Below are 20,727 nucleotides of genomic sequence, written 5' to 3' on the forward strand. Positions count from 1 at the left end.
GGGATAACCGGACATGAAATTTACTGAAGAACACGAATGGCTTCTGCCCGAGGGCGATCTGGTCATCGTTGGCATCACCGAACACGCCGCTGAACAACTGGGCGATGTTGTCTTTGTGGAACTGCCCGAAGAAGGTGCCGAAGTCACCAAGGACGAAGAAATCGTCGTGATCGAAAGCGTCAAGGCCGCCTCGGACATCCTTGCCCCGCTGGATGGTGAAATCGTTGAAGTGAACAGCGCCCTCGTCGACAACCCCGGCAAGGTCAACGAAGACCCGCAGGGCGAGGCCTGGTTCTTCAAGATCAAACCCAGCGATCTTTCCCCCATGGACGATTACATGGACGAAGCCGGTTACAAGGACTTCATAGGGTAAGCGCACCATGGTTATCCGCCGGATCGTTGCCAACCTGCACACCGAAGACCCCGGCGCACTTGCCGGGTTCTACCGCGATGTGTTCGGACTTGAACCGGCCATGGATCAGGGGTGGATCGTCACGCTTCAGGAGGCATCGCAACAACCAGTGCAACTGAGCATGGCCGCGCAGGGCGGGTCGGACACCGCCCTGCCCGCGCTTTCGATCGACGTGGATGACCTGGACGACATTTTGGCGCGGGCCCGCGCCCTGGGCCATGAACCTGAATATGGTCCGATCAATGAACCTTGGGGCGTGCGGAGATTTTATCTGCGCGATCCCGCCGGAACGCTTTTGAATATCCTGACCCATCGCGGACCCTAAACCGCGACTTGAACCCGGAGCTTTCGCATGACCTTCAAGCCAACCGACTATTTGCCCTATGACTTTGCCAATCGTCGGCACATCGGGCCATCCCCGGCCGAAATGGCAGACATGCTCGACACCATCGGTGTCACGTCCCTGGATGCGCTGATCGACGAAACCGTTCCGCAATCGATCCGCCAGAAAAAGCCGCTGGATTTCGGCAAACCCAAATCCGAACGTGAACTTCTTTATCACATGCGCAAAACGGCCGAGAAGAACAAGGTTCTGACCTCGCTGATCGGCCAAGGGTACCACGGCACCGTGACGCCCCCCGCGATCCAGCGCAATATCCTGGAGAACCCGGCCTGGTACACGGCCTATACCCCCTATCAGCCCGAAATCTCGCAAGGGCGGCTTGAGGCTCTGCTGAATTTCCAGACCATGATCAGCGATCTGACCGGCCTGGAAATCGCCAATGCATCCCTGCTGGACGAGGCGACCGCCTGCGCCGAGGCGATGACCATGGCCCAGCGCGTGGCCAAGTCCAAATCGCACGCCTTCTTTGTCGATGAGAATTGTCATCCCCAGAATATCGCCGTGATCCAGACCCGCGCCGAACCGCTCGACATCCGCGTGATCGTCGGATCGCCCGACGATCTGAACCCCGAAGAGGTGTTCGGCGCGATCTTTCAATACCCCGGCACCTACGGCCATGTGCGCGATTTCACCGATCAAATCGCCGCGCTGCATCGCGCGCAGGCGATCGGCATCATTTCGGCCGATCCGCTATCCCTGACCCTGCTGAAAGAGCCGGGCGCCATGGGCGCCGACATCGCCGTGGGCAATACTCAGCGTTTCGGTGTGCCAATGGGCTATGGCGGCCCGCACGCCGCCTATATGGCCACCAAGCAGCAATACGCCCGCGCCATGCCAGGCCGCCTTGTCGGGGTCAGCATCGACAGCCACGGCAACCGCGCCTATCGCCTGTCTCTGCAAACCCGCGAACAGCACATCCGCCGGGAAAAGGCCACGTCCAACGTCTGTACCGCGCAGGCGCTTTTGGCCGTCATGGCCGGATTTTACGCGGTCTTCCACGGCCCCGAAGGGCTGCGCGCCATCGCGCAGCGCATCCACCGCAAGACCGTCCGACTGGCCAAAGGGCTTGAAGCGGCCGGGTTTCATGTTGAACCGGATGCCTTCTTTGACACCATCACCGTGGATGTCGGCCTGCTTCAGCGTGGCGTTCTTCAGGCCGCCGTGCGCGAGGGGCTGAACCTGCGCCGTGTCGGCGACACCAAGGTGGGCATCACCCTGGATGAACTGACCCGCCCGGCAACAATCGAGTCCGTCTGGCGCGCCTTCGGGATCATCCTCGAAGATCGCGATTACGCCCCCGATTACCGTCTGCCCGATGCGTTGCTGCGGACCTCGGACTATCTTGAACATCCGATCTTTCACATGAACCGGGCCGAAACCGAAATGATGCGCTATATGCGCCGTCTGGCTGACCGCGATCTGGCGCTCGATCGTGCGATGATCCCGCTGGGGTCCTGCACGATGAAGCTGAACTCAGCCGCCGAAATGATGCCGATCAGCTGGCCCGAATTTTCCCAGCTGCACCCGTTCGTGCCCTCCAATCAGGCCCAGGGGTATCGCGAAATGATCGACGATCTCTCGGCCAAGCTGTGTGAGATTACCGGCTATGCTGCCATTTCGATGCAACCCAATTCGGGCGCGCAGGGCGAATACGCAGGTCTGCTGACCATTGCCGCCTATCACCGCGCCACCGGGCAAGGGCACCGCAACGTCTGCCTCATTCCGATGAGCGCCCATGGCACCAACCCGGCCAGCGCCCACATGGTCGGCTGGAAGGTCGTGCCGGTCAAAACCGCTGAGAATGGGGATATCGATCTGGAGGATTTCCGCGAAAAGTCGGAAAGACACGCCAATGATCTCGCTGGCTGCATGATCACCTATCCCTCGACACACGGTGTGTTCGAGGAAACCGTGACCGAGGTGTGCGACATTACCCACGCCCACGGTGGTCAGGTTTATATCGACGGGGCCAACATGAACGCGATGGTGGGCCTGTCGCGCCCCGGCGATCTGGGCGGCGATGTCAGCCACCTGAACCTGCATAAAACGTTTTGCATCCCGCATGGCGGCGGCGGCCCCGGCATGGGCCCGATCGGTGTGAAACCGCACCTCGTGCCCCATCTGCCCGGACATCCCTCGACGGGCGGCGCTGAAGGTCCGGTATCCGCCGCGCCTTACGGCTCGCCCTCGTTGTTGCCGATCTCCTGGGCCTATTGCCTGATGATGGGCGGCGATGGGCTGACTCAGGCCACCCGTGTCGCGATTCTGAACGCCAATTACATCGCCACGCGTCTGGAAGGGGCCTATAATGTGCTCTACCGTGGCAAACAGGGGCGCGTTGCCCATGAATGCATTATCGACACCCGCCCCTTTGCCGACAGCGCCGGGGTCAGCGTCGATGACATTGCCAAGCGCCTGATCGACTGCGGGTTCCACGCCCCAACGATGAGTTGGCCGGTCGCAGGCACCCTGATGATCGAACCCACCGAATCCGAAACCAAGGCCGAGCTTGACCGGTTCTGCGATGCGTTGCTCGCCATCCGCGCCGAAATCACCGAGATCGAACAGGGCAAGATCGACCGCGACAACAACCCGCTGAAAAACGCGCCCCACACGATGGAGGACCTGGTCAAGGACTGGGAGCGCCCCTATTCGCGCGAACAGGGCTGCTTTCCGCCCGGCGCCTTCCGGGTCGACAAATACTGGCCACCGGTCAACCGGGTCGACAACGTCTTCGGCGACCGTCATCTGGTCTGCACATGCCCGCCGATGGAGGACTACGCCGACGCCGCGGAATGACGCTCTGACTTTCCTCTTTCCAGGAAACCTCTGGGGGTCCCCCCGACGGGGCGGCGGGGGCGAAGCCCCCTCACTCCGCCGGCAGCTACACGCCCCCCTGCAAAAATGGCGGTCGCACAAGCGGCCGCCATTTTGTTGTCAAAGCCCAAGGGCGGGGCGCGTCGCCCCCCCGGTCACCCGGTCCCCGCTCCGTCGGTGTCTTCCGGGTCCTCACGCCGGACAAGTCCCAGATCGTAAAGCACCGCAAAGGCCGCCGGAGTGACAAACAGCGCCAGCAACGTGGCCCCCGACAACCCAAAAGCAAGGCTCGCTACGATGGGACGCAGGAATTGCGCCTGGGTGGATTGCTCAAGCAACAGGGGGGTCAAGCCCAGAACCGTGGTCAGCGATGTCAGAAAGATGGCGCGAAATCGATCGGACACGGCGGCTGCGGCGGCGTCCTGCAGTGTTTTCCCTGCATTGAAATGGTCCTTGGTGAATTCGACCAGCAGGATCGCATCATTCACCACGACCCCTGCCAGCGTGGCGAGGCCCACCATACTGGGCAGCGACAGTTGTATGCCCAGGGCCGCGTGCCCCCACATCACCCCGACAAGGCCCAGCGGAACCGCCACAAGAACCGCGGCAGGCTGCACGAAGCTGCGAAACTGCACCGCAAGGATCAGGAACACCCCGACCAGACCCATGCCCAGATTGCGGACGAGCGAACTCCCGGTCGTTGCGGAATCCTCGGCCTCACCGACAACGACGACTGAAATCTCGGGATAGGATTGCATCAGGTCGGGCAGAAAATCGGCGCGCAGGGCGGCCATCAGTTCATTGGCATTGGCCACCGCCGGGTTGATCGACCCTGTGACCGCAACCGTCCGCACGCCGTCGATCCGTCTGATGGCCGCGTAGCCGCGCGTCTGTTCAATGGTCGTTACGGCCTCAAGCGGCACCAGCGCGCCCCCCTCGCCCGGAACGCGCAGGGCGGCAAGGTCGGCGCCATCGTCCCGGTCCCTGCGGGCGAGGCGGGCCACCACGTCCAGACCGCCCAGCGCATCGCGCACTTCGACGCCGGTATCGCCCTTCAATGCGCCGCGCAGAAGGGCCGCGACCGTCTCGGCACTTACCCCCAGTGCCGAGGCCATGGGCGGGTTCAGCCGCACCACCTGTTCCGGCTTTCCGGGTTTGAGATCATGCTGCACATCCCGCACGCCCGGAAAGGCAAGGAAGAACCGCCGCATATCCTCGGCCACCAGTTGCAACTGACCCAGATCAGGCCCCTGAAGACGGATGTCGATGGGTTTGCCGCCCGGTCCGCGTTCGCGGTCGGTGAAGCGCATCGAAATCATATCCGGCTGCCGGCCGGTCATCTTTCGCCAGGAATCCAGTACATCATCCAGGGCCGTGGTCCGCACGCCCGCAGGCAGCAACTCGGCGCTGATGGTGGCCAGATGGGCGCCGCTTTCCGCGGGCGCATCGGCGTTTGCCCCATAGGAAACCGTCACTGATTGGACCAGTGGCTGACCGTCCGGTTGCTTCGGAGTTTCCCTGGTATTCAACTGGTCCAGCGCCTTCAATGCGGCGGCGACGCGCGCCTCGGTGCGCGCCAGCGGTGTCCCTTGCGGCAAAAGGAACCGCGCTTCGACCGTGTCGCTTTCCAGACTGGGAAAGCTCTGGAATTTCAGCCAACCCGCCGCAATCGGCACAAAGGAGGTCACCAGCACCGCCACGGCAAGGCCGAGCGTGAGGTAGCGCGCGCGCAACGCGGCGCGGGCAATCGGCATGATGACCCTGTCGCGCAGACTGTCAAAAGCGCCATTCGTTGCACGGGTCAGGAGACCCTCCCGGCCGGTCTGTTTCAGGGCATGGGCCAGGTGATGGGGCAGAACCAGAAAGGCTTCCAGCAGACTGACCACCAGCGTGATCACCAGCACGATGGGCAGGAATTTCAAAACCTCGCCGATCTGTCCCGCCATGAAGCCCAGCGGCCCGACGATCATCACCGTTGTCAGGAACGAGGATGTCACCCCCGGCAACACTTCGGTCACACCGATCACTGCGGCATCCGTCGCGGTTTTCCCGTCACGGCGGTGACGCACGATATTTTCGGAAATGACGATGGAGTCGTCCATCAAAAGCCCGATCGCCACCAACAGCGCCACCATGGTGATCATGTTTATGCTCAGGCCCATCAACTGCATGACGAAAATCGTGCCGAGAAATGACACCGGCAGTGTCATGGCGACCCAGAATGAAAAGCGCAGACCAAAGAACAACCCCATGACCACAAGGACAAGAACCAGACCCTGAACCCCGTTGGAAAAGATGATATCCAGGCGCTCGACGATATTTTTCGTCGTGTCCTGAGAGATGGTGAGCGTGATCCCGTCCGGCGCGGCGGCACGGGCGTCCTCGACCCCGTTTCGCACCGCCTGCATCACGCGCAGCGCGTCCTGCTCGCTGGTTTTGACGACCGTGATCAGGGCGGCGCGCTGCCCGTCGTGCAGGGATTTTACGGATGCGTCGGAAAATGCGGTGCTGACGGTCGCAACATCGCCCAGACGGACCTCGGCCCCCAGGGACGAGGCGGTCAAGGGTAGTCTTGCAATGTCCTGCGCCGTGCGCCGCTCCCCGGCAAAGCGCACGGTTGAATCCACATCGCGCCCTTCAAGGATGCCGGCGGGCCGGTCCAGCGAATTGCGCCGCAGCGCCGCCGCGACATCGGCGATCGTAAGCCCATAGGTCCGCAGGGCAGCGTTGGAAATCTCGATCGCAACCTCGCGATCCGAAAATCCCTTGATGTCGGCGCGCGCGATCATCCGATCGCGCATAAGCCGTTCGGCCAGCCCATCCGCATAGGCGAACAGGACATGCGGGTCATCGGGGCCGGTCACGGCGATGGTCGCCACGTTGGCGGTCCGCTCGACAATGCGCGTCACCGGCGCTTCGGCCTCGGCCGGATACCCGGTTTCGCCCTCGACGGCAGTTTTGACATCGTCGGAAAAGGCCGTCATGTCGCCCCCTTCCACCATCTCGGCGGTCAGGACGGCCATGTTGTCGCGTGCTTCGCAGGTCAGTTCATCCAGATCGTCAACCGCGCGCACCGGATCTTCTGCGACCATGCAAATGCCGCGTTCGACCTCGGCAGGGCTGGCCCCCGGATAGGCGATGCGCACCTCGACCAGCGAGGGCGACGTGACGGGGAAGGTATCGCGCTGCAGGGTCGGAGCCGCCATTGCGCCCAGACCGATTAGCGCCACCATCAGGATATTGGCAGCCGTCGGGTGACGAACGAAAAGGCCGATCATTTCGCCGCGTCCCCGGCGGCCTGACGCCTGATCTGATCCGCCAATTCGGCGTCCTCGACCGCAAGCACGGCCATGCCCGGAACAGCCACGGCCGGATCGCTTACGACCAGTTGCTCGCCGGGGTTAAACCCGTCAGCAACCAGGGCAAGGCCGTCCGTTTCAAAAGCGACCGTGACAGAGCGGCGGGCCAGTCGACCGTCGCCGGTTACGACCAATGCCTTGCCGCCCCAAACGGCCGCGGCCGGGACAACCAGCCCCATGACCGCGGGTGCCGTCAATTCGACCTCGACAAACATGCCCCGGCGCAGGGGCGGCCGGCGTCCCGGCACGGCCTGTCCAACCGGATCGTCCACCGACACGATGATTTCCGCACTCTGGGTGCGCGCATCAATCGCCTCGCTTATGCGCGAAATACGGGCCGGCCAGGTCACCGCATGTCCGGTCTGCGACAGGGTCACGGTGGCCGACAGCAAATCCTGTGGATTGCCACCGGACAGGGTGCGCACAACGGGGCCCATCCGCCCCATCGGGAATTGCGCCGACACCTCGGCCCGTGCGGTGCCGTCCGCTGCGAAAAGGGTTTGCCCCTTGCTGACCACCTGCCCCAGATCGGCCGAAATCTCGGCGATCAGAACGTCGAACGGCGCCTTGACCTCGGTGAACCCAAGGCTGCGCGCCGCGCTGTCGCGCTCGGCGCGCAGTACGTTGCGTTCGGCCGCGTTCAGGGCCAGCTGGTTCGCGATATCCGTCAGTTTCGCCTGCGCGGTCAGGGCCGACCGCTCGGCCTGTTCGACGACCGTCTGGGTGGTCGCGCCCTGGGTCTGCAATTCCCGCTTGCGGGCCAGGTCGGCCTCGGCCAGCGCACTTTCGCGTTCGGCAATCACCTGACTGGCCGCAAGGGTGCGGTCCTTGACCTCCAACGTGGCGCGGCGGGCGTCGATCTGGGCAAGGTTCAGTCGAATATCGGTATCGTCGATGCGCAACAGAACGGTGCCCATGGACGCGGCGCTGCCATTCTGCAATTGCGGGGCGGTTTCGACGATTTCACCTTCCACACGGGCAACCGCGCGCCACTCATGCGCCGGTTCGACGGTGCCATAGCCCGTCACCCGCGGGACGAATGACAACGGGTCCAGCGTGATCACCCGCACCGGCACCGCGGCTTTGCCCCGTTCGGTTGGCACCGGATCGGATTTCAGCGTCGCCGAAAACAGCAGAATACCGACACCGGCGGCACCTGGCAAAATCACGGCCAGCAAACGGGTTATCGCGCGCCGGATCACACCGAAACGTTCCATCACCAGCCCCCCTCACTACGGTTTAAAATAGGGAAAAGCCGCTTGTCATTTCCTGTGCGCACAACGTCACGAGGTCTGGCCCCCGAAGGCATATGGAGATCTCCTGTTTCGCATGACGTCCATTCATGCTGATCCGTTTCGCGATGTCTATTCGCATCGGGGCAAGGCGTCCTTGATTCACATCACTGCCTCAAGATACCACGAATACTCAGTTCAGCTGTGGTCTCTGGCGTGACAGGTCGACCCCGAAACCAGATTGGCAATGCGCAATGGCTCGACCGCACTGGCAAAGGCCAAATGGGAAAAATCCTTAAGCAGGAGAAAGACAAAATGAACCGTGGTCATTTTCCGGTTTTCCCAAGCAATTGTGCTGAAGAAACAATAATACAATTTGTATTCAATTTGTATTTTTGCTAACGATCGACGAAGTATTTTTGACGAAGAGCCTTCGATGTCTGCAAAAGAGCGTAAAAACAAGCTTTCCGAACATCTGATGCACGCGATTCTGACACAGGATTTGATGCCGGGTGTCGAACTTGACGAAGCGGCCCTGTGCAAAGCGTTCGACTTATCCAGAACGCCGGTCCGCGAAGTGTTCCGCGACCTCGAAGGTTTGGGCTATGTGCAGTCGCGCGAAACCCGCGGGGTGCGCGTGTCGGACCTGTCGCACACAACATTGCGCGACTTCTTTCTGGCCGCCCCGATGGTCTATGGCGCCATCCTCAGGCTGGCCGCCCGCAATGCCACACCCGAACAGATCGCAGCCTTGAAAGAGGCCCAACAGCAATTTCGGGCGGCGCTGAGGCAGGGCAATCCGGCAGACCGGACGCTGGCCAACCATCTGTTTCACCAGATCACCGGGACCATGGCCAGCAACATTTACCTGTTGCCGTCCTTTCACCGGCTGCTGATCGATCACGCGCGCATCGGCATGACGTTCTACCGTCCGCGCTCGGGCGAGATGGCACAAAACCTGTCGCGCGCCAGCGACCAGCACGACGCCATCATCGCAGCAATCGAATCCGCCGACGAAACCCGTGCCGCACAACTTGCCGAAGACCACTGGGCGCTGTCCCGTGGACAAATTGAAACCTTCGTAATGCCCGCATCGCTTGACCTGCCCCTTGGCCGCGATCTGGCTTCGTCGTCTTCCTGAGGACCGCCATGACCCCCCTCTTTCGTTTTGACGGAATCTATACCCCGCTTGTCACGCCGCTGATGACCGATGGCTCGGTCGATTGGGACAGCCTGGCCGATATGATCGAGTTTCTGGTTGGCAACGGTGTTCACGGCCTGATTTCCGGAGGGTCAACCGGTGAAAACTATGCCCAAACCGCTGCCGAGCGGATCGAGATTGCGACGTTCACCAGTGAGCGGCTGAAGGGGCGTTTACCGCTGGTCATCGGGACGGGTGCGATGCTGACCAGCGATTCAATCGCCTTGGCCCAGGCCGCGCGCAACATCAAGGCGGACGCGATCCTGCTGGCCAGCCCGCCTTATGCCGTCCCGACCGATCAGGAAAATGCGCTGAATGCGCTGGCCATCGACCGGGCCGCCGATCTGCCGATCATGCTGTATAACTATCCGGGTCGCACGGGTACGATGATGGGCGAGGATTTTCTGGATCGTGTCGGACGCAGCCGCAATTTCTGCGGCATCAAGGAAAGTTCGGGTGACATCAACCGGGTGCATCTTCTGGCGCGCGACTATCCGCATATTCAGCTAGGATGCGGCATGGATGATCAGGCGTTGGAGTTCTTCGCCTGGGGCGCACCGTTCTGGGTCTGCGGCGGTTCAAATTTCCTGCCCCGGGAACATGTCGCGCTGTATCAGGCCTGCGTGGTCGAAGGCGATTTTGCAAAAGGCCGTCGCATCATGTCGGCCATGCTGCCGCTGATGCGGGTCCTGGAACAGGGCGGCAAATTCATCCAGACGATCAAACACGGCGTGACCATGAACGGGATCGACTGTTCTGTCGTGCACCAACCGCTCAAACCGCTCAACAAGGACGACAAGCGCGCGTTGGAACAGGTCGTGCGCGTCTTGAAACGCACCATTTCAGACATTCAGGCAGGGGGGTAAGCCATGGCGTTGCTAACCAAAGAGGAATACCAGGCGATTGCGCGCGATCTGAGCTTGCCCACCGGTGCGTTCGTCGATGGCGCGTTCCGCCCGGCCGCATCGGGCAGGACGTTTGACACCGTCAACCCGGCAACCGGCCAGACCCTTGCACAGATTGCCGCATGTGGTGCCGAGGATGTCGACTTCGCCGTGGCCAAGGCACGCGATGCCTTCGAAGATGGGCGCTGGTCGCGGTTGCACCCGTCCACGCGCAAGGACGTGCTGATCCGTCTGGCAAAGCTGATCACACGAAACGCACGCGAACTGGCCGTCATGGAAAGCCTCGATTCCGGCAAGACGATCTATGATTGCGAGACCGTGGATTTGCCCGAAACGATCCATTGCCTGAAATGGCATGCCGAAGCCATCGACAAAATTTATGATCAGGTTGCGCCGGCATCTGACGATCACATCGCCATGGTCGTTCGCGAACCGGTTGGCGTTGTCGGCCTTGTTCTGCCGTGGAATTTTCCGCTGCTGATGCTGGTCTGGAAAATCGGGCCGGCGCTGGCTGCCGGATGCTCGGTCGTGGTGAAACCGGCCGAGGAAACGTCCCTGACCGCGCTGCGTCTGGCCGAACTTGCCATGGAGGCCGGCCTGCCCCGCGGTGTGTTGAACGTGCTGCCCGGCAGCGGGCCTGACGTGGGCGAGCCGCTGGGCCGGCACATGGATGTCGATGCGGTTTCGTTCACCGGATCGACCGTCACGGGTAAACGGTTCCTGTCCTATTCGGCCGACAGCAATGCCAAGGAGATCGTTCTTGAAATGGGCGGCAAGAACCCTGCGATCGTGATGGAGGACGCCGAAAACCTGGACCGGGTCGCCGCCCATATCGTGAACGGCGCCTTCTGGAACATGGGCGAAAACTGTTCCGCTACATCGCGCCTGATCGTCCATGCGGACATCAAGGACGACCTGCTGACCCGGATCGCGGCACATGCGCGCGAATGGGTTGTCGGTGATCCTCTGGACCCCGAAACGCGGGTGGGCGCGCTGGTGAGTGATGCCCATTTCGGCAAGGTCTGCGACTATCTCGAACAGGCGGAAAGCGTGGTGTTCGGCGGCACCGCAAAGGACGGGTTCGTGGACCCCACCGTGGTCGACTTGCCCGGCAACGACCACCCCCTCGCACGCGAAGAAATTTTCGGCCCCATCCTGTCGGTGCTGACCATCAACAGCTTTGATGAGGCCATCGCCGTGGCCAATGACACCGATTACGGGCTATGCGCCTCGCTGTTTACGGCCAATGCCAAACGCGCCCTGCGCGGCGCACGCCAGTTGCGGGCAGGTACCGTGACCGTCAACAGCTTTGGCGAGGGTGATATTTCGACCCCCTTCGGCGGTTGGAAGCAATCCGGCTTTGGCGGGCGCGACAACGGCGTTCACGCGCATGATCAGTACACCCAGCTGAAGACCATCTGGCTGGACCTGTCGGATGACGAGGACGAGGCGGTGTCGTGACACGCTATCCGGCGGCGCGCCTGCCGGTGCACCGGGGTCCGGCGGCGTGGAGCGCAATCCTCGGGCCGCAGGCGCAGGCCACCCCCCTGCGTGCGGCGCGAACTGCGGATTTTGTCATCATCGGGGGTGGCTTCGCGGGCCTGTCCGCCGCGCGCCGATTGCTGCAACTGCAGCCAGGCACACGCATCGTATTGCTTGAGGCGGGGAGGATCGCCGAGGGCGCAGCCGGACGCAATTCGGGGTTCATGATCGACCTGCCGCACGAACTGACTTCGGACGACTATGCCGGCAGCGGCGATGACCGGACACAGATCGACCTCAACCGTCAAGCCATCGCTTTTGCCCGGGATGCCGTGGATGACTTTGGGATCGACCCGAATTTCTTTGATGCGGCGGGCAAGGTGAACGGCGCGGCGAGCGCGGCCGCGGATGCGCATAACCGCAGCTACGCCGCCCATCTGGATACGCTGGGCGAACACAGCGAAACGCTCGACGCCGCGCAGATGCAGGACCTGACCGGAAGCCGGCACTATCGCTCGGGTCTTTTCACGCCCGGAACGGTCATGCTGCAACCGGCGGGCTATGTGCGCGGGCTGGCGGGCGGACTGTCCGACCAGATCGCACTGCATGAACAAACCCCGGTCACCGCCCTGACCCGCCATGGCCCCGACTGGGAGGTCGAAACCCCCCAAGGTGCAGTCACCGCGCCGCGCGTCATCCTTGCCACGAACGGCCATCTGGAAAGCTTTGGGTTTTCGCGCGGGCGTCTGATGCATGTGTTTCTCTATGCCTCGATGACGCCGGAACTGGACACCGATGCGCTGGGGCGCCTTGGCGGCGCCCCGCGCTGGGGCATCACCCCGTCCGACCCGATGGGCACCACCCTGCGGCGGATCAATACCGCCCAGGGCGGCAACCGCATCGTGACGCGTACCTGCGCAACCCTGCGGTCCGGTATGCAGGCCAGCGCAGGCGACGTGGCCCGCGCCACCCGTGTGCAACGGCGCAAATTCGACGACCGGTTTCCGCCGCTGGCCGGGATGCCGATGGAATACGAATGGGCCGGGCATCTTTGTCTCAGCTTGAACGGCGTTTCTGTCATGCGCGAGCTGGAACCGGGGCTGATATCAGCCTGTGTGCAAAACGGCCTTGGCACCGCACGTGGCACCCTGACGGGGATCGCTGCCGCCGAGTTGGCCTGTGGCGAGACCAGCGCCATCACCCGCCATTTCACTGCTGAACCCGCCCCCAGCCGCCTGCCCCCCCGGCCAATCCGCGATATTGGCGCCAATATCGCCCTGCGCTGGAAGGAATGGCGCGCCCGGAGTGAGTGAACAGGCGCGTCCCTACCCGGTTGGACGGCGGCATCCCATTCCGTCGTCCCCTTGTTGCAATCGGGTCGGCGCAGGCTAGGTCCAAAGGCCAATGGGGCAGTCTGTGACGCCTGAACCTTGCAAGTGACACTGCCGAGCCGCCCAATCGCGGCAGGGGTCTGAGAAAGGCGCATCGGATGACGACGAAAAACGCAGCGCGGCGCATTGCCGTCATCGGCATGGGACCGCGCGGTCTGGGCGCTCTCGAAGCCTTGGAAGAGCGGACCCAACAGGCGGGTATGACCCTTGATCTGGATATTTTCGATCCGGTCGAACACTACGGTGCAGGCCCTAACTTCGACCCGGATCAAACGCCGCTTTGCATCCTGAACATTCCCATCCGCGAGGTGGCGCTGGACAGGCCGGGATACGCGGGGGCACAAACCGCGACGTTTTCAGAGTGGCTTGGGCCAGACACAGACCCGGATGCCTTTCCTGCCCGCGCCACGCTGGGCAAATATCTTGCCGAACGGTTCCGCGATCTGGAGGAGCACGGGAAGGCCCTGCGCCTCAGCCGGCATTCCGAAATGGTCCACCACATCGAAGGCGCGCCTGAGCGCTGGGTCCTTGTCACCGATCGGTCCCGACATGGCCCGTATGACGAGGTTCTTTTGACCCAGGGACAGCCCCGGACGGCCCCGGACGAACAGTTGGGCCGCTGGCAAACGCATGCGCGCAGCTGCGGCGCCGACCTGGTTTCGGCCTATCCCGCCGATGCGCTTGTCCGGGCCGCCAAGAGATGGGCGGGTAAGTCCGTCGCGGTGCGGGGCATGGGTCTGTCCACACTGGATGTTTTGCGAATGCTGACCTGTGGTCTGGGCGGGGTATTCGAAAACGGGCGCTATCACCCCTCGGGTCGTGAACCTGCGCGCATTCTGCCCTTTTCCCTTGACGGTCATGCGCCGGTTCCAAAACCCGCCACAGCCGCTGTGGATGAGAGTTTTGATCCGTTGCGCGAAGAAACCCGTGCCTTTGAAGAGTCGCTGGCCACCGCCATCGCCGAGGGCCCTCAGGACACGCTGGTGCGCATCTGCGACGCGCTGGTGCCGCCCGCCCTGCGCATTTTGAAGGCAACAGGCGCGGCGGCGGATGTCGAAGCAGTCCAGACCTGGCTGGCGGTCGAACGTGACAAACCCGGCACACAGGAAACACGCGCTCCGATCCCGGCCTTGCAGGATGGTATCGCCATGGCGACGGGCCGCGTGCCGCCCTCGCCCGCCTATGTCATCGGTCAGCTCTGGCGCAAATGGCAAAACGAAATCAGACGCGCCTTTAATCCCGCCCGGATCGTGCCGGACACAATCAAGGCGGTGGTCGGTTTTGACGAAGGGCTGAAACGGTTTTCATATGGTCCGCCGGTGTCCTCGGCCCGGGAACTGATCATGCTGAACAAGGCCGGGCTGGTCGATCTGCACGCGGCTGACGACCCGGACATCCTGCTGATCGATGCCGGTTGGCGGCTGGTCGAAGACGACGACGCGACGGATGTCTGCGCCATGGTCGACGCGGTGCTGCCCTCTCCTGCGCTTGACCGGATCACAGAGCCCCTCATCGTGAAACTGAAAGCAGACGGGCGCATCCACGCGATTGCCGACGGGTTCGGCGCCGACACCGCAGCGGACGGGCAAATCATTGATCAGACCGGCAAGGTCCAGACCGGGCTGAGCCTGTTGGGCCGGCTGGCCCTGGGCAGTGTCATTGGTGTCGACTCCATCCACGACTGCCTTGGCGCGGCGTCGGACAGATGGGCCGAGGGCGTCATCTCCCGTGGGGTCTGAACCCGCCGGTCAATATTCGTCGTTCAAAGCGTCCGCAGCCGGAATTTCCCGTTCCCGGCGGGCGATATAGTCAAGCAATGCCTCGTTCCGGCCTTGGTCCAGCTTTGGTTCTTCGTAGACGTTCAAAAGGTGGCGGGCATGTTCCAGTGCGCGTTGGGTGATCTCTTGCGCCCCCTCTGCGATCCATTGTTCGATCGAGTTGTTGTCGAACATTTCGGGCATGAAGAACGCGGTCTGGAAATTATCCTGCGTATGCGGATGGCCCAGATAATGCCCGCCCGGCCCCACGTCCGGAACAGCCGCCAGCGCGGCCTCGAAATCATCCCATTTCACACCTTCGGCCATGCGGTGCCCCATGGCGCATTGTTCGGCATCGACGATGAATTTCGCGGTCGAGCAATGCATCCCCGCCTCGTTCCAGCCTGCGGAATGCCAGATGTAATTCGCCCCGGCATGGAGCACCGCCGACAGGGTCGTCGCCGACTCGTACCCGGCCTGGGCATCGAACGTCTTGGCCCCGCCCAGTGTGTTCGAGGTCCGCCAGGGCACATCGTAATACCGCGCCATCTGACCGATCATGAAATTCATCAGGCTGATTTCGGGCGTCCCCGCCATCGGCGCCCCCGACCGCATCGACACGGTTGACAGGTAATGGCCGTAAATCGCCGGACAGCCCCGGCGAATGACCTGTGTGTAGGCAAGCGCCGACAGGGCCTCGGCGTTCAACTGGGCAACCGTTGCAGGCACGCTGGCGGGCGTGTTCGCCCCGCCCAGCACGAAGGGCGAGCACAGAACAGGCTGGTTGCGCCGGCAAAAGGCCCGCATCGCCCCCAGCATCGTTTCGTCCCAGACCAACGGAGAGTTTCCGTTGCAATTTCCCGTGGTGACGGGGTGCGTCTCCAGAAAATCCTCGCCAAACAGGATCGCGCACATTTCCATCACGTCCTCGGCATTCTTCGGGCTGGTGGTCATGCCCATGAATGTCTTGTCGGAATGTTTCATCGACGAATACGTGATACGCAGATGGCGCTGGCTGATCGGGTGATCATAGGGTTCGACAATGTGATGGGCCGAGGAATGCAGCGCGGGCAGCATATGGCTGAGTTTGTGGAACATCGCCAGATCGTCCAGCGTCGGGTTGCGCCGCACATCGTCCAGATCGCGCAGGTAGGGCGCGCCGGTCATCGGCACGAATATCGACTGGTTCCCGCCAAGGGCGACGTTCTTCTCCGGGTTGCGCGCGTGATACGTGAACTGTGACGGGATGGTCGCGATCAGCTCGCGCACAAGCGCCCGGTCGAGGATAACGCGTTCGCCATCAACCCGGGCACCGGCGCGTTTCCAATCCTCCAACGCAATGGGATCGCGAAACTGCACGCCTACGTTTTCCAGAATATCCATCGAGGCATTGTCGATACGCTCGACCTGCGCGCCATCCATGACTTCGCACAGGGGCAGGTTTCGCCGCAGACCCGGCAGCATGGTGAAATCCGTCGCTGTGCGCAATGTGCGTCGGGCGGCCCGCCCCCCGGAACGGCCTCGGGCCTTTTGCGTGTTTTCCATGGGCGTCTCCCTTTCGCCCTAGTATTCGCGCGAAACACGTCCGGATCGTCCCGGTTTCCGAAATTTCGCTGTCAGAACACGACATCCCTATGTTGGGGCGCAGGTGCCGGCATCCACGGAATTTTTCTCTGCCCTAGCGGGAAAAGATGACCGGGAACCAGTCTTCGCGCAGGCGGTCACCCGGTTGCATGCCATGCCCGGGATAGGGCGGCGAGGTTGGCCCGGGGCGCTGAACATATCGCGCGTCGTCGCCCACAAGGCGCAGCGAAAATGCGCGCCTCCGCGTGTCGCTCTGATTGCCGCGGGCACCGTGCAGGGTGCGGAAATCAAACGCGACCGCATCACCCGGTTCCATGTCGAATTCGACAATCCGCATGCCTTCGGCATCGGGGTCCGGCACGGGCATGTAGTCGCCTTGATCAAAGAACTCCGTCTCGGACGCCCAGCGCGTCGGCAACACCTCGCGCGGCCAGCGGTGCGATCCGGCGACACAGCGCAGCGTGGCATGGCGCACCGGGTCCAGCGGCGACCAGAAGCTGACGGTCTGTCGCCCCTGCACGAAATAATAGGGACTGTCCTGATGCCAGGGCGTGGCCATCGAGGTGCCGGGTTCCTTGACCAGAACATGGTCATGAAACATCTGTACGCTGTCCGATCCCATCAGATCCGCGGCGACCTCGGCGGCGGGCGACTGGCGGATCACCTCTTCGAAGACGGGGATGCGGGTCCAGTTGCAGTAATCGTCAAAGAACCGGCCGGTTTCACCCGCGCGCTTGTTCTCCGAGGCATAGGGACCCGGGTCCGCCATGTTCTGCGCCACGCCGTCGCGCAAACGGTCCACGTGATCGGCGAACAGGCCGCGGATCAGAACGACGCCATCGGCCGCATAGGTCGCTAGGTCGTCTTGTGAAATCAGGGAATGGGTCATGGTTCACCTCGGCAAAGTCGCCCCACAATGGCCGGGGCGGCGCACCAGTGCAACATCGCGGTGCCGGGTTACTTGCGGCGCAGTCGGATCACCACGTCGACCGATGCGATCTCGGCTCCTTCGGGCGCATCGGGCAGGTTGGTGATGATCAGTTGATCGGATGCGGCATCTGTTAGCCGTCCGTCATCTTCCCAGTAGAAATGCGGGTGATCGTGGGTGTTGGTGTCAAAATAGCTTTTTGATCCGTCCACCGTCACCTCTTGCAATAACCCCGCCTCGCAAAAGGCGCGCAGGGTGTTGTAGACCGTGGCCAGAGACACCGACGCGCCGGTGGTGCGGGCAGAGTCAAACAGGCTTTCAGCCGTGACGTGGCGGTGTTGCCCGTCACCCACCAAAAGTTCGGCCAGGGCCACGCGCTGACGGGTCGGGCGCAGGCCAGCAGTGCCCAGCCATTTGGTCGCGGTGTCGGTCGTGTTCGGCGTCATTGCGGGTCTCTCATTCCGGGTTACCCCCATATATAGGGCGCATTGCGGCATGGTTTCAAATGAATTTCATTTGCAACAGCCTGCGGTTGGGTCAATCCGAACGCGTCCGCCCACCCTTGCAGGACACGCCAACGCGATGATAGACAAAAGAAAATGCAGCAGTGAACCAGGCAGGAGACGCGCCCGAATGGCCCATTACCCCAGCAGCTTTGACAAAGAGGGATTGCTGAAATGCGCCCGTGGCGAACTTTTCGGCCCCGGGAACGCGCAATTGCCCGAACCTCCGATGCTGATGATGGACCGGATTACCGAGATCAGCGCCGATGGCGGCAGCCACGGCAAGGGGCACGTTGTGGCCGAATTCGATATTCACCCGGACCTGTGGTTCTTCAAATGCCACTTTCCCGGGAACCCGATCATGCCCGGCTGTCTGGGTCTGGACGGTCTGTGGCAGCTGACCGGCTTCAACCTGGGCTGGCGCGGGATGCTCGGCCAAGGCATGGCCTTGGGCGTGGGAGAGGTCAAACTGACCGGCATGGTGAAACCCGACCGCAAGATGCTGACGTATTACGTCGACTTGACGCGCGTCATCGACCGCAAATTGAAGATCGGTGTTGCAGATGGACGGGTTGTCGCGGACGGCGAAGAGATTTATTCCGTAAAGGACATGAAGGTGGGCTTGGCCGCGGCCGATGCCTGATCACCTGAAACCTGGGTGCCACCAACAAGGAGAGTGCCGATGCGCCGCGTCGTAGTCACAGGGCTGGGCATTGTCTCGTCCATCGGAAACAACCGGGACGAGGTTCTGGCGTCATTGCAGGCCGGGACCAGCGGGATCGAAGCCAGCCCGGAAATGACCGAACACGGCTTTCGCAGTCAGGTAGCCGGCACGCTCAAGATCGACGTGGCCGAGCATGTCGACAAGCGCACCTTGCGCTTCATGGGACCGGGCGCCGCCTATGCCCATATCGCGATGAGCGAGGCGATTGCCGATGCGGGGCTGGATGAGTCCGACATCGTCAACCCGCGCACCGGACTTGTGGCCGGGTCCGGCGGCCCCTCCACCTCGGCCATGCTGGCCGCGCATCAGGTCGTGCTGAAGACCGGTGCGACAAAGCGGATCGGCCCCTTTGCCGTGCCCAAATGCATGTCTTCGACCATCAGTGCGAACCTTGCGACGGCCTTCAAGATCAAGGGCATCAACTATTCGATCACCTCGGCTTGCTCGACCAGCCTGCATTGCATCGGCAATGCCGCTGAACAGATCATGTTGGGCAAACAGGATGTGATGTTCGCCGGTGGCGGCGAAGAACTCGACTGGACCCTGTCCTGCCTGTTCGACGCGATGGGCGCGATGAGCAGCAAGTACAACGACGCCCCCGCAACGGCCAGCCGTGCGTTTGACGCCAATCGCGACGGGTTCGTGATTTCAGGCGGCGGCGGTATCGTCGTGCTGGAAGAACTGGCACACGCCAAGGCACGCGGTGCCAAGATCTATGCCGAGGTCACCGGCTATGCCGCCACGTCGGACGGCCATGACATGGTGGCCCCGTCCGGTGAGGGCGGCGAACGCGCCATGCGCCTGGCCCTGTCCACCCTGCCCGAGGGGCGCAAGGTCGGATATATCAACGCGCATGGCACCAGCACCCCGGTCGGCGACGTGGGCGAGGTCGAGGCCGTGCGCCGCGTGTTCGGCCAGGGCAGTACCCCGCCGATCAGCTCGACCAAGTCGATGACCGGCCACGCGCAAGGCGCGGCAGGGGCGCTTGAGGCGATCTTCAGCCTGCTGATGCTGGACAATGATTTCATCGCGCGCTCGATCAATGTCGAAACGCTGGACCCGGCACTGGATCCTTCGGAAATCGCGCTGGAAAAAGTCGAGAATGCAGGTCTGGACAGTGTCATGACCAATTCCTTTGGTTTTGGCGGAACGAACGGGTCGATGATCCTTTCCAAGTACAACGGGTAACGCAAAGAATGTCGGATCAACTCAAGGGACAGCGCGGCCTGATCATGGGCGTCGCCAATGAACGCTCGATCGCCTGGGGCATCGCCAAGGCCATGCACGAAGCGGGCGCGGAGCTGGCGTTCACCTACCAGGGCGAGGCATTCGGCTCGCGCCTGAAACCACTGGCGGCCAGCGTCGGATCCGATTTCATGGTTGATGTCGATGTCACCGACGATGCCTCGCTCGACACCGCATTCGATCAACTGGCCGCACGCTGGCCGACAATCGATTTTGTCGTCCATGCGATCGCCTTTTCGGACAAGTCCGAACTGACCGGCCGGTTCCTGAACACCAGCCGCGCGAATTTCAAGAACTCCATGGATATCAGCGCCTATTCCTTCATCGAAATCGCGCGCCGCGCGCATCCGATGATGGAAGAGAAGGGCGGCACCCTGATCACACTGACCTATCAGGGCTCCAACCGCGTCGTGCCCAACTATAACGTCATGGGGGTGGCCAAGGCCGCGCTTGAGGCGGCGACGCGATATCTGGCCAATGACCTGGGGCCGGACGGTATCCGGGTCAACGCGATTTCGCCGGGTCCGATGAAAACGCTCGCAGGGGCGGCCATTGGCGGGGCGCGCAAGACATACAAGCACACCGGCCAGAACGCCCCTCTGCGCAGCAATGCAACGCTGGAAGCGGTCGGCGGAACAGCGGTTTACCTTGCATCAGATGCGGGCGCCTGTACCACGGGCGAAATCATCCGCGTGGACGGCGGGTATCACGTTCTGGGCATGCCCCAGCCCGATTTTCTCTGACACAACTTCAGGACGACAAATCCGTTGGCAATTTCCCGCCA

Annotated in this window: 16 protein-coding genes; 11 read left to right on the top strand and 5 right to left on the bottom strand. The window is 62.4% G+C overall.

Annotated elements, in window-relative coordinates; all coding sequences use genetic code 11:
• Window positions 1-13: 13 nt before the first annotated feature.
• From gcvH to gcvP, 3 genes are read left to right on the top strand one after another with little or no spacing between them, the layout of a single operon-like run.
• Window positions 14-373 carry a glycine cleavage system protein GcvH gene (gcvH, locus tag ACXYMO_RS14945; RefSeq protein ID WP_458879531.1) on the top strand — a complete coding sequence of 120 codons (360 nt, stop codon included), beginning with the start codon at window positions 14-16 and terminating at the stop codon, window positions 371-373.
• A gap of 7 nt (window positions 374-380) precedes the next feature.
• Window positions 381-737, top strand: a complete 357-nt coding sequence (locus ACXYMO_RS14950) for a VOC family protein (protein ID WP_458879532.1) — start codon at window positions 381-383, stop codon at window positions 735-737.
• 27 nt (window positions 738-764) lie between these two features.
• Window positions 765-3,614, top strand: coding sequence for an aminomethyl-transferring glycine dehydrogenase (gene gcvP, locus ACXYMO_RS14955; protein ID WP_458879533.1), 2,850 nt, complete (start codon window positions 765-767; stop codon window positions 3,612-3,614).
• Between the two features lie 173 nt (window positions 3,615-3,787).
• Here gcvP and ACXYMO_RS14960 read toward each other — a convergent pair whose 3' ends face one another.
• Entirely contained in the window at window positions 3,788-6,910 is a 3,123-nt protein-coding gene (locus tag ACXYMO_RS14960; protein ID WP_458879534.1) for an efflux RND transporter permease subunit, read from the bottom strand.
• The gene (locus ACXYMO_RS14965) at window positions 6,907-8,208 is read right to left on the bottom strand and encodes an efflux RND transporter periplasmic adaptor subunit (RefSeq protein WP_458879535.1); all 1,302 of its coding nucleotides are present in this window, start codon (window positions 8,206-8,208) and stop codon (window positions 6,907-6,909) included. Before ACXYMO_RS14965 ends, ACXYMO_RS14960 begins: the two co-directional genes overlap by 4 nt.
• Before the next feature lie 451 nt (window positions 8,209-8,659).
• Between ACXYMO_RS14965 and ACXYMO_RS14970 the strand changes: the two genes are divergently transcribed.
• The 5 genes from ACXYMO_RS14970 (at window position 8,660) to ACXYMO_RS14990 (ending at window position 14,941) form a co-directional block, all read left to right on the top strand.
• The gene (locus ACXYMO_RS14970; protein WP_458879537.1) at window positions 8,660-9,364 is read left to right on the top strand and encodes a GntR family transcriptional regulator; all 705 of its coding nucleotides are present in this window, start codon (window positions 8,660-8,662) and stop codon (window positions 9,362-9,364) included.
• Window positions 9,365-9,372: 8 nt separating this feature from the next.
• The gene (locus ACXYMO_RS14975; protein ID WP_458879538.1) at window positions 9,373-10,290 is read left to right on the top strand and encodes a dihydrodipicolinate synthase family protein; all 918 of its coding nucleotides are present in this window, start codon (window positions 9,373-9,375) and stop codon (window positions 10,288-10,290) included.
• 3 nt (window positions 10,291-10,293) lie between these two features.
• A complete protein-coding gene (locus tag ACXYMO_RS14980) occupies window positions 10,294-11,790 on the top strand; it encodes an aldehyde dehydrogenase (RefSeq protein WP_458879539.1) in 1,497 nt (498 codons plus the stop codon).
• A complete protein-coding gene (locus ACXYMO_RS14985) occupies window positions 11,787-13,124 on the top strand; it encodes an NAD(P)/FAD-dependent oxidoreductase (protein WP_458879540.1) in 1,338 nt (445 codons plus the stop codon). Before ACXYMO_RS14980 ends, ACXYMO_RS14985 begins: the two co-directional genes overlap by 4 nt.
• Before the next feature lie 176 nt (window positions 13,125-13,300).
• Window positions 13,301-14,941: an FAD/NAD(P)-binding protein gene (locus tag ACXYMO_RS14990; RefSeq protein ID WP_458879541.1), complete on the top strand. Its 1,641-nt coding sequence runs from the start codon at window positions 13,301-13,303 to the stop codon at window positions 14,939-14,941.
• A 9-nt stretch (window positions 14,942-14,950) separates the two neighbouring features.
• Here ACXYMO_RS14990 and ACXYMO_RS14995 read toward each other — a convergent pair whose 3' ends face one another.
• The 3 genes from ACXYMO_RS14995 to irrA form a co-directional block, all read right to left on the bottom strand.
• The gene (locus ACXYMO_RS14995; RefSeq protein ID WP_458879542.1) at window positions 14,951-16,504 is read right to left on the bottom strand and encodes a trimethylamine methyltransferase family protein; all 1,554 of its coding nucleotides are present in this window, start codon (window positions 16,502-16,504) and stop codon (window positions 14,951-14,953) included.
• 133 nt (window positions 16,505-16,637) lie between these two features.
• Window positions 16,638-17,432, bottom strand: a complete 795-nt coding sequence (locus ACXYMO_RS15000) for a phytanoyl-CoA dioxygenase family protein (protein WP_458879543.1) — start codon at window positions 17,430-17,432, stop codon at window positions 16,638-16,640.
• Window positions 17,433-17,500: 68 nt separating this feature from the next.
• Window positions 17,501-17,917, bottom strand: a complete 417-nt coding sequence (irrA, locus tag ACXYMO_RS15005; RefSeq protein WP_458879544.1) for an iron response transcriptional regulator IrrA — start codon at window positions 17,915-17,917, stop codon at window positions 17,501-17,503.
• A 187-nt stretch (window positions 17,918-18,104) separates the two neighbouring features.
• Between irrA and fabA the strand changes: the two genes are divergently transcribed.
• Genes fabA through ACXYMO_RS15020 form a run of 3 tightly spaced genes read left to right on the top strand, consistent with a single transcriptional unit; the run spans window position 18,105 to window position 20,686 of the window.
• The gene (gene fabA / locus ACXYMO_RS15010; protein ID WP_458879545.1) at window positions 18,105-18,617 is read left to right on the top strand and encodes a bifunctional 3-hydroxydecanoyl-ACP dehydratase/trans-2-decenoyl-ACP isomerase; all 513 of its coding nucleotides are present in this window, start codon (window positions 18,105-18,107) and stop codon (window positions 18,615-18,617) included.
• Between the two features lie 39 nt (window positions 18,618-18,656).
• Window positions 18,657-19,886 (top strand): beta-ketoacyl-ACP synthase I, encoded by a 1,230-nt coding sequence (gene fabB, locus ACXYMO_RS15015; protein ID WP_458879546.1) that lies wholly within the window; start codon window positions 18,657-18,659, stop codon window positions 19,884-19,886.
• A gap of 8 nt (window positions 19,887-19,894) precedes the next feature.
• Window positions 19,895-20,686 carry an enoyl-ACP reductase FabI gene (locus ACXYMO_RS15020; protein WP_458879547.1) on the top strand — a complete coding sequence of 264 codons (792 nt, stop codon included), beginning with the start codon at window positions 19,895-19,897 and terminating at the stop codon, window positions 20,684-20,686.
• The last annotated feature ends 41 nt before the right edge of the window (window positions 20,687-20,727 follow it).

The organism is Arenibacterium sp. CAU 1754 (assembly GCF_054482635.1).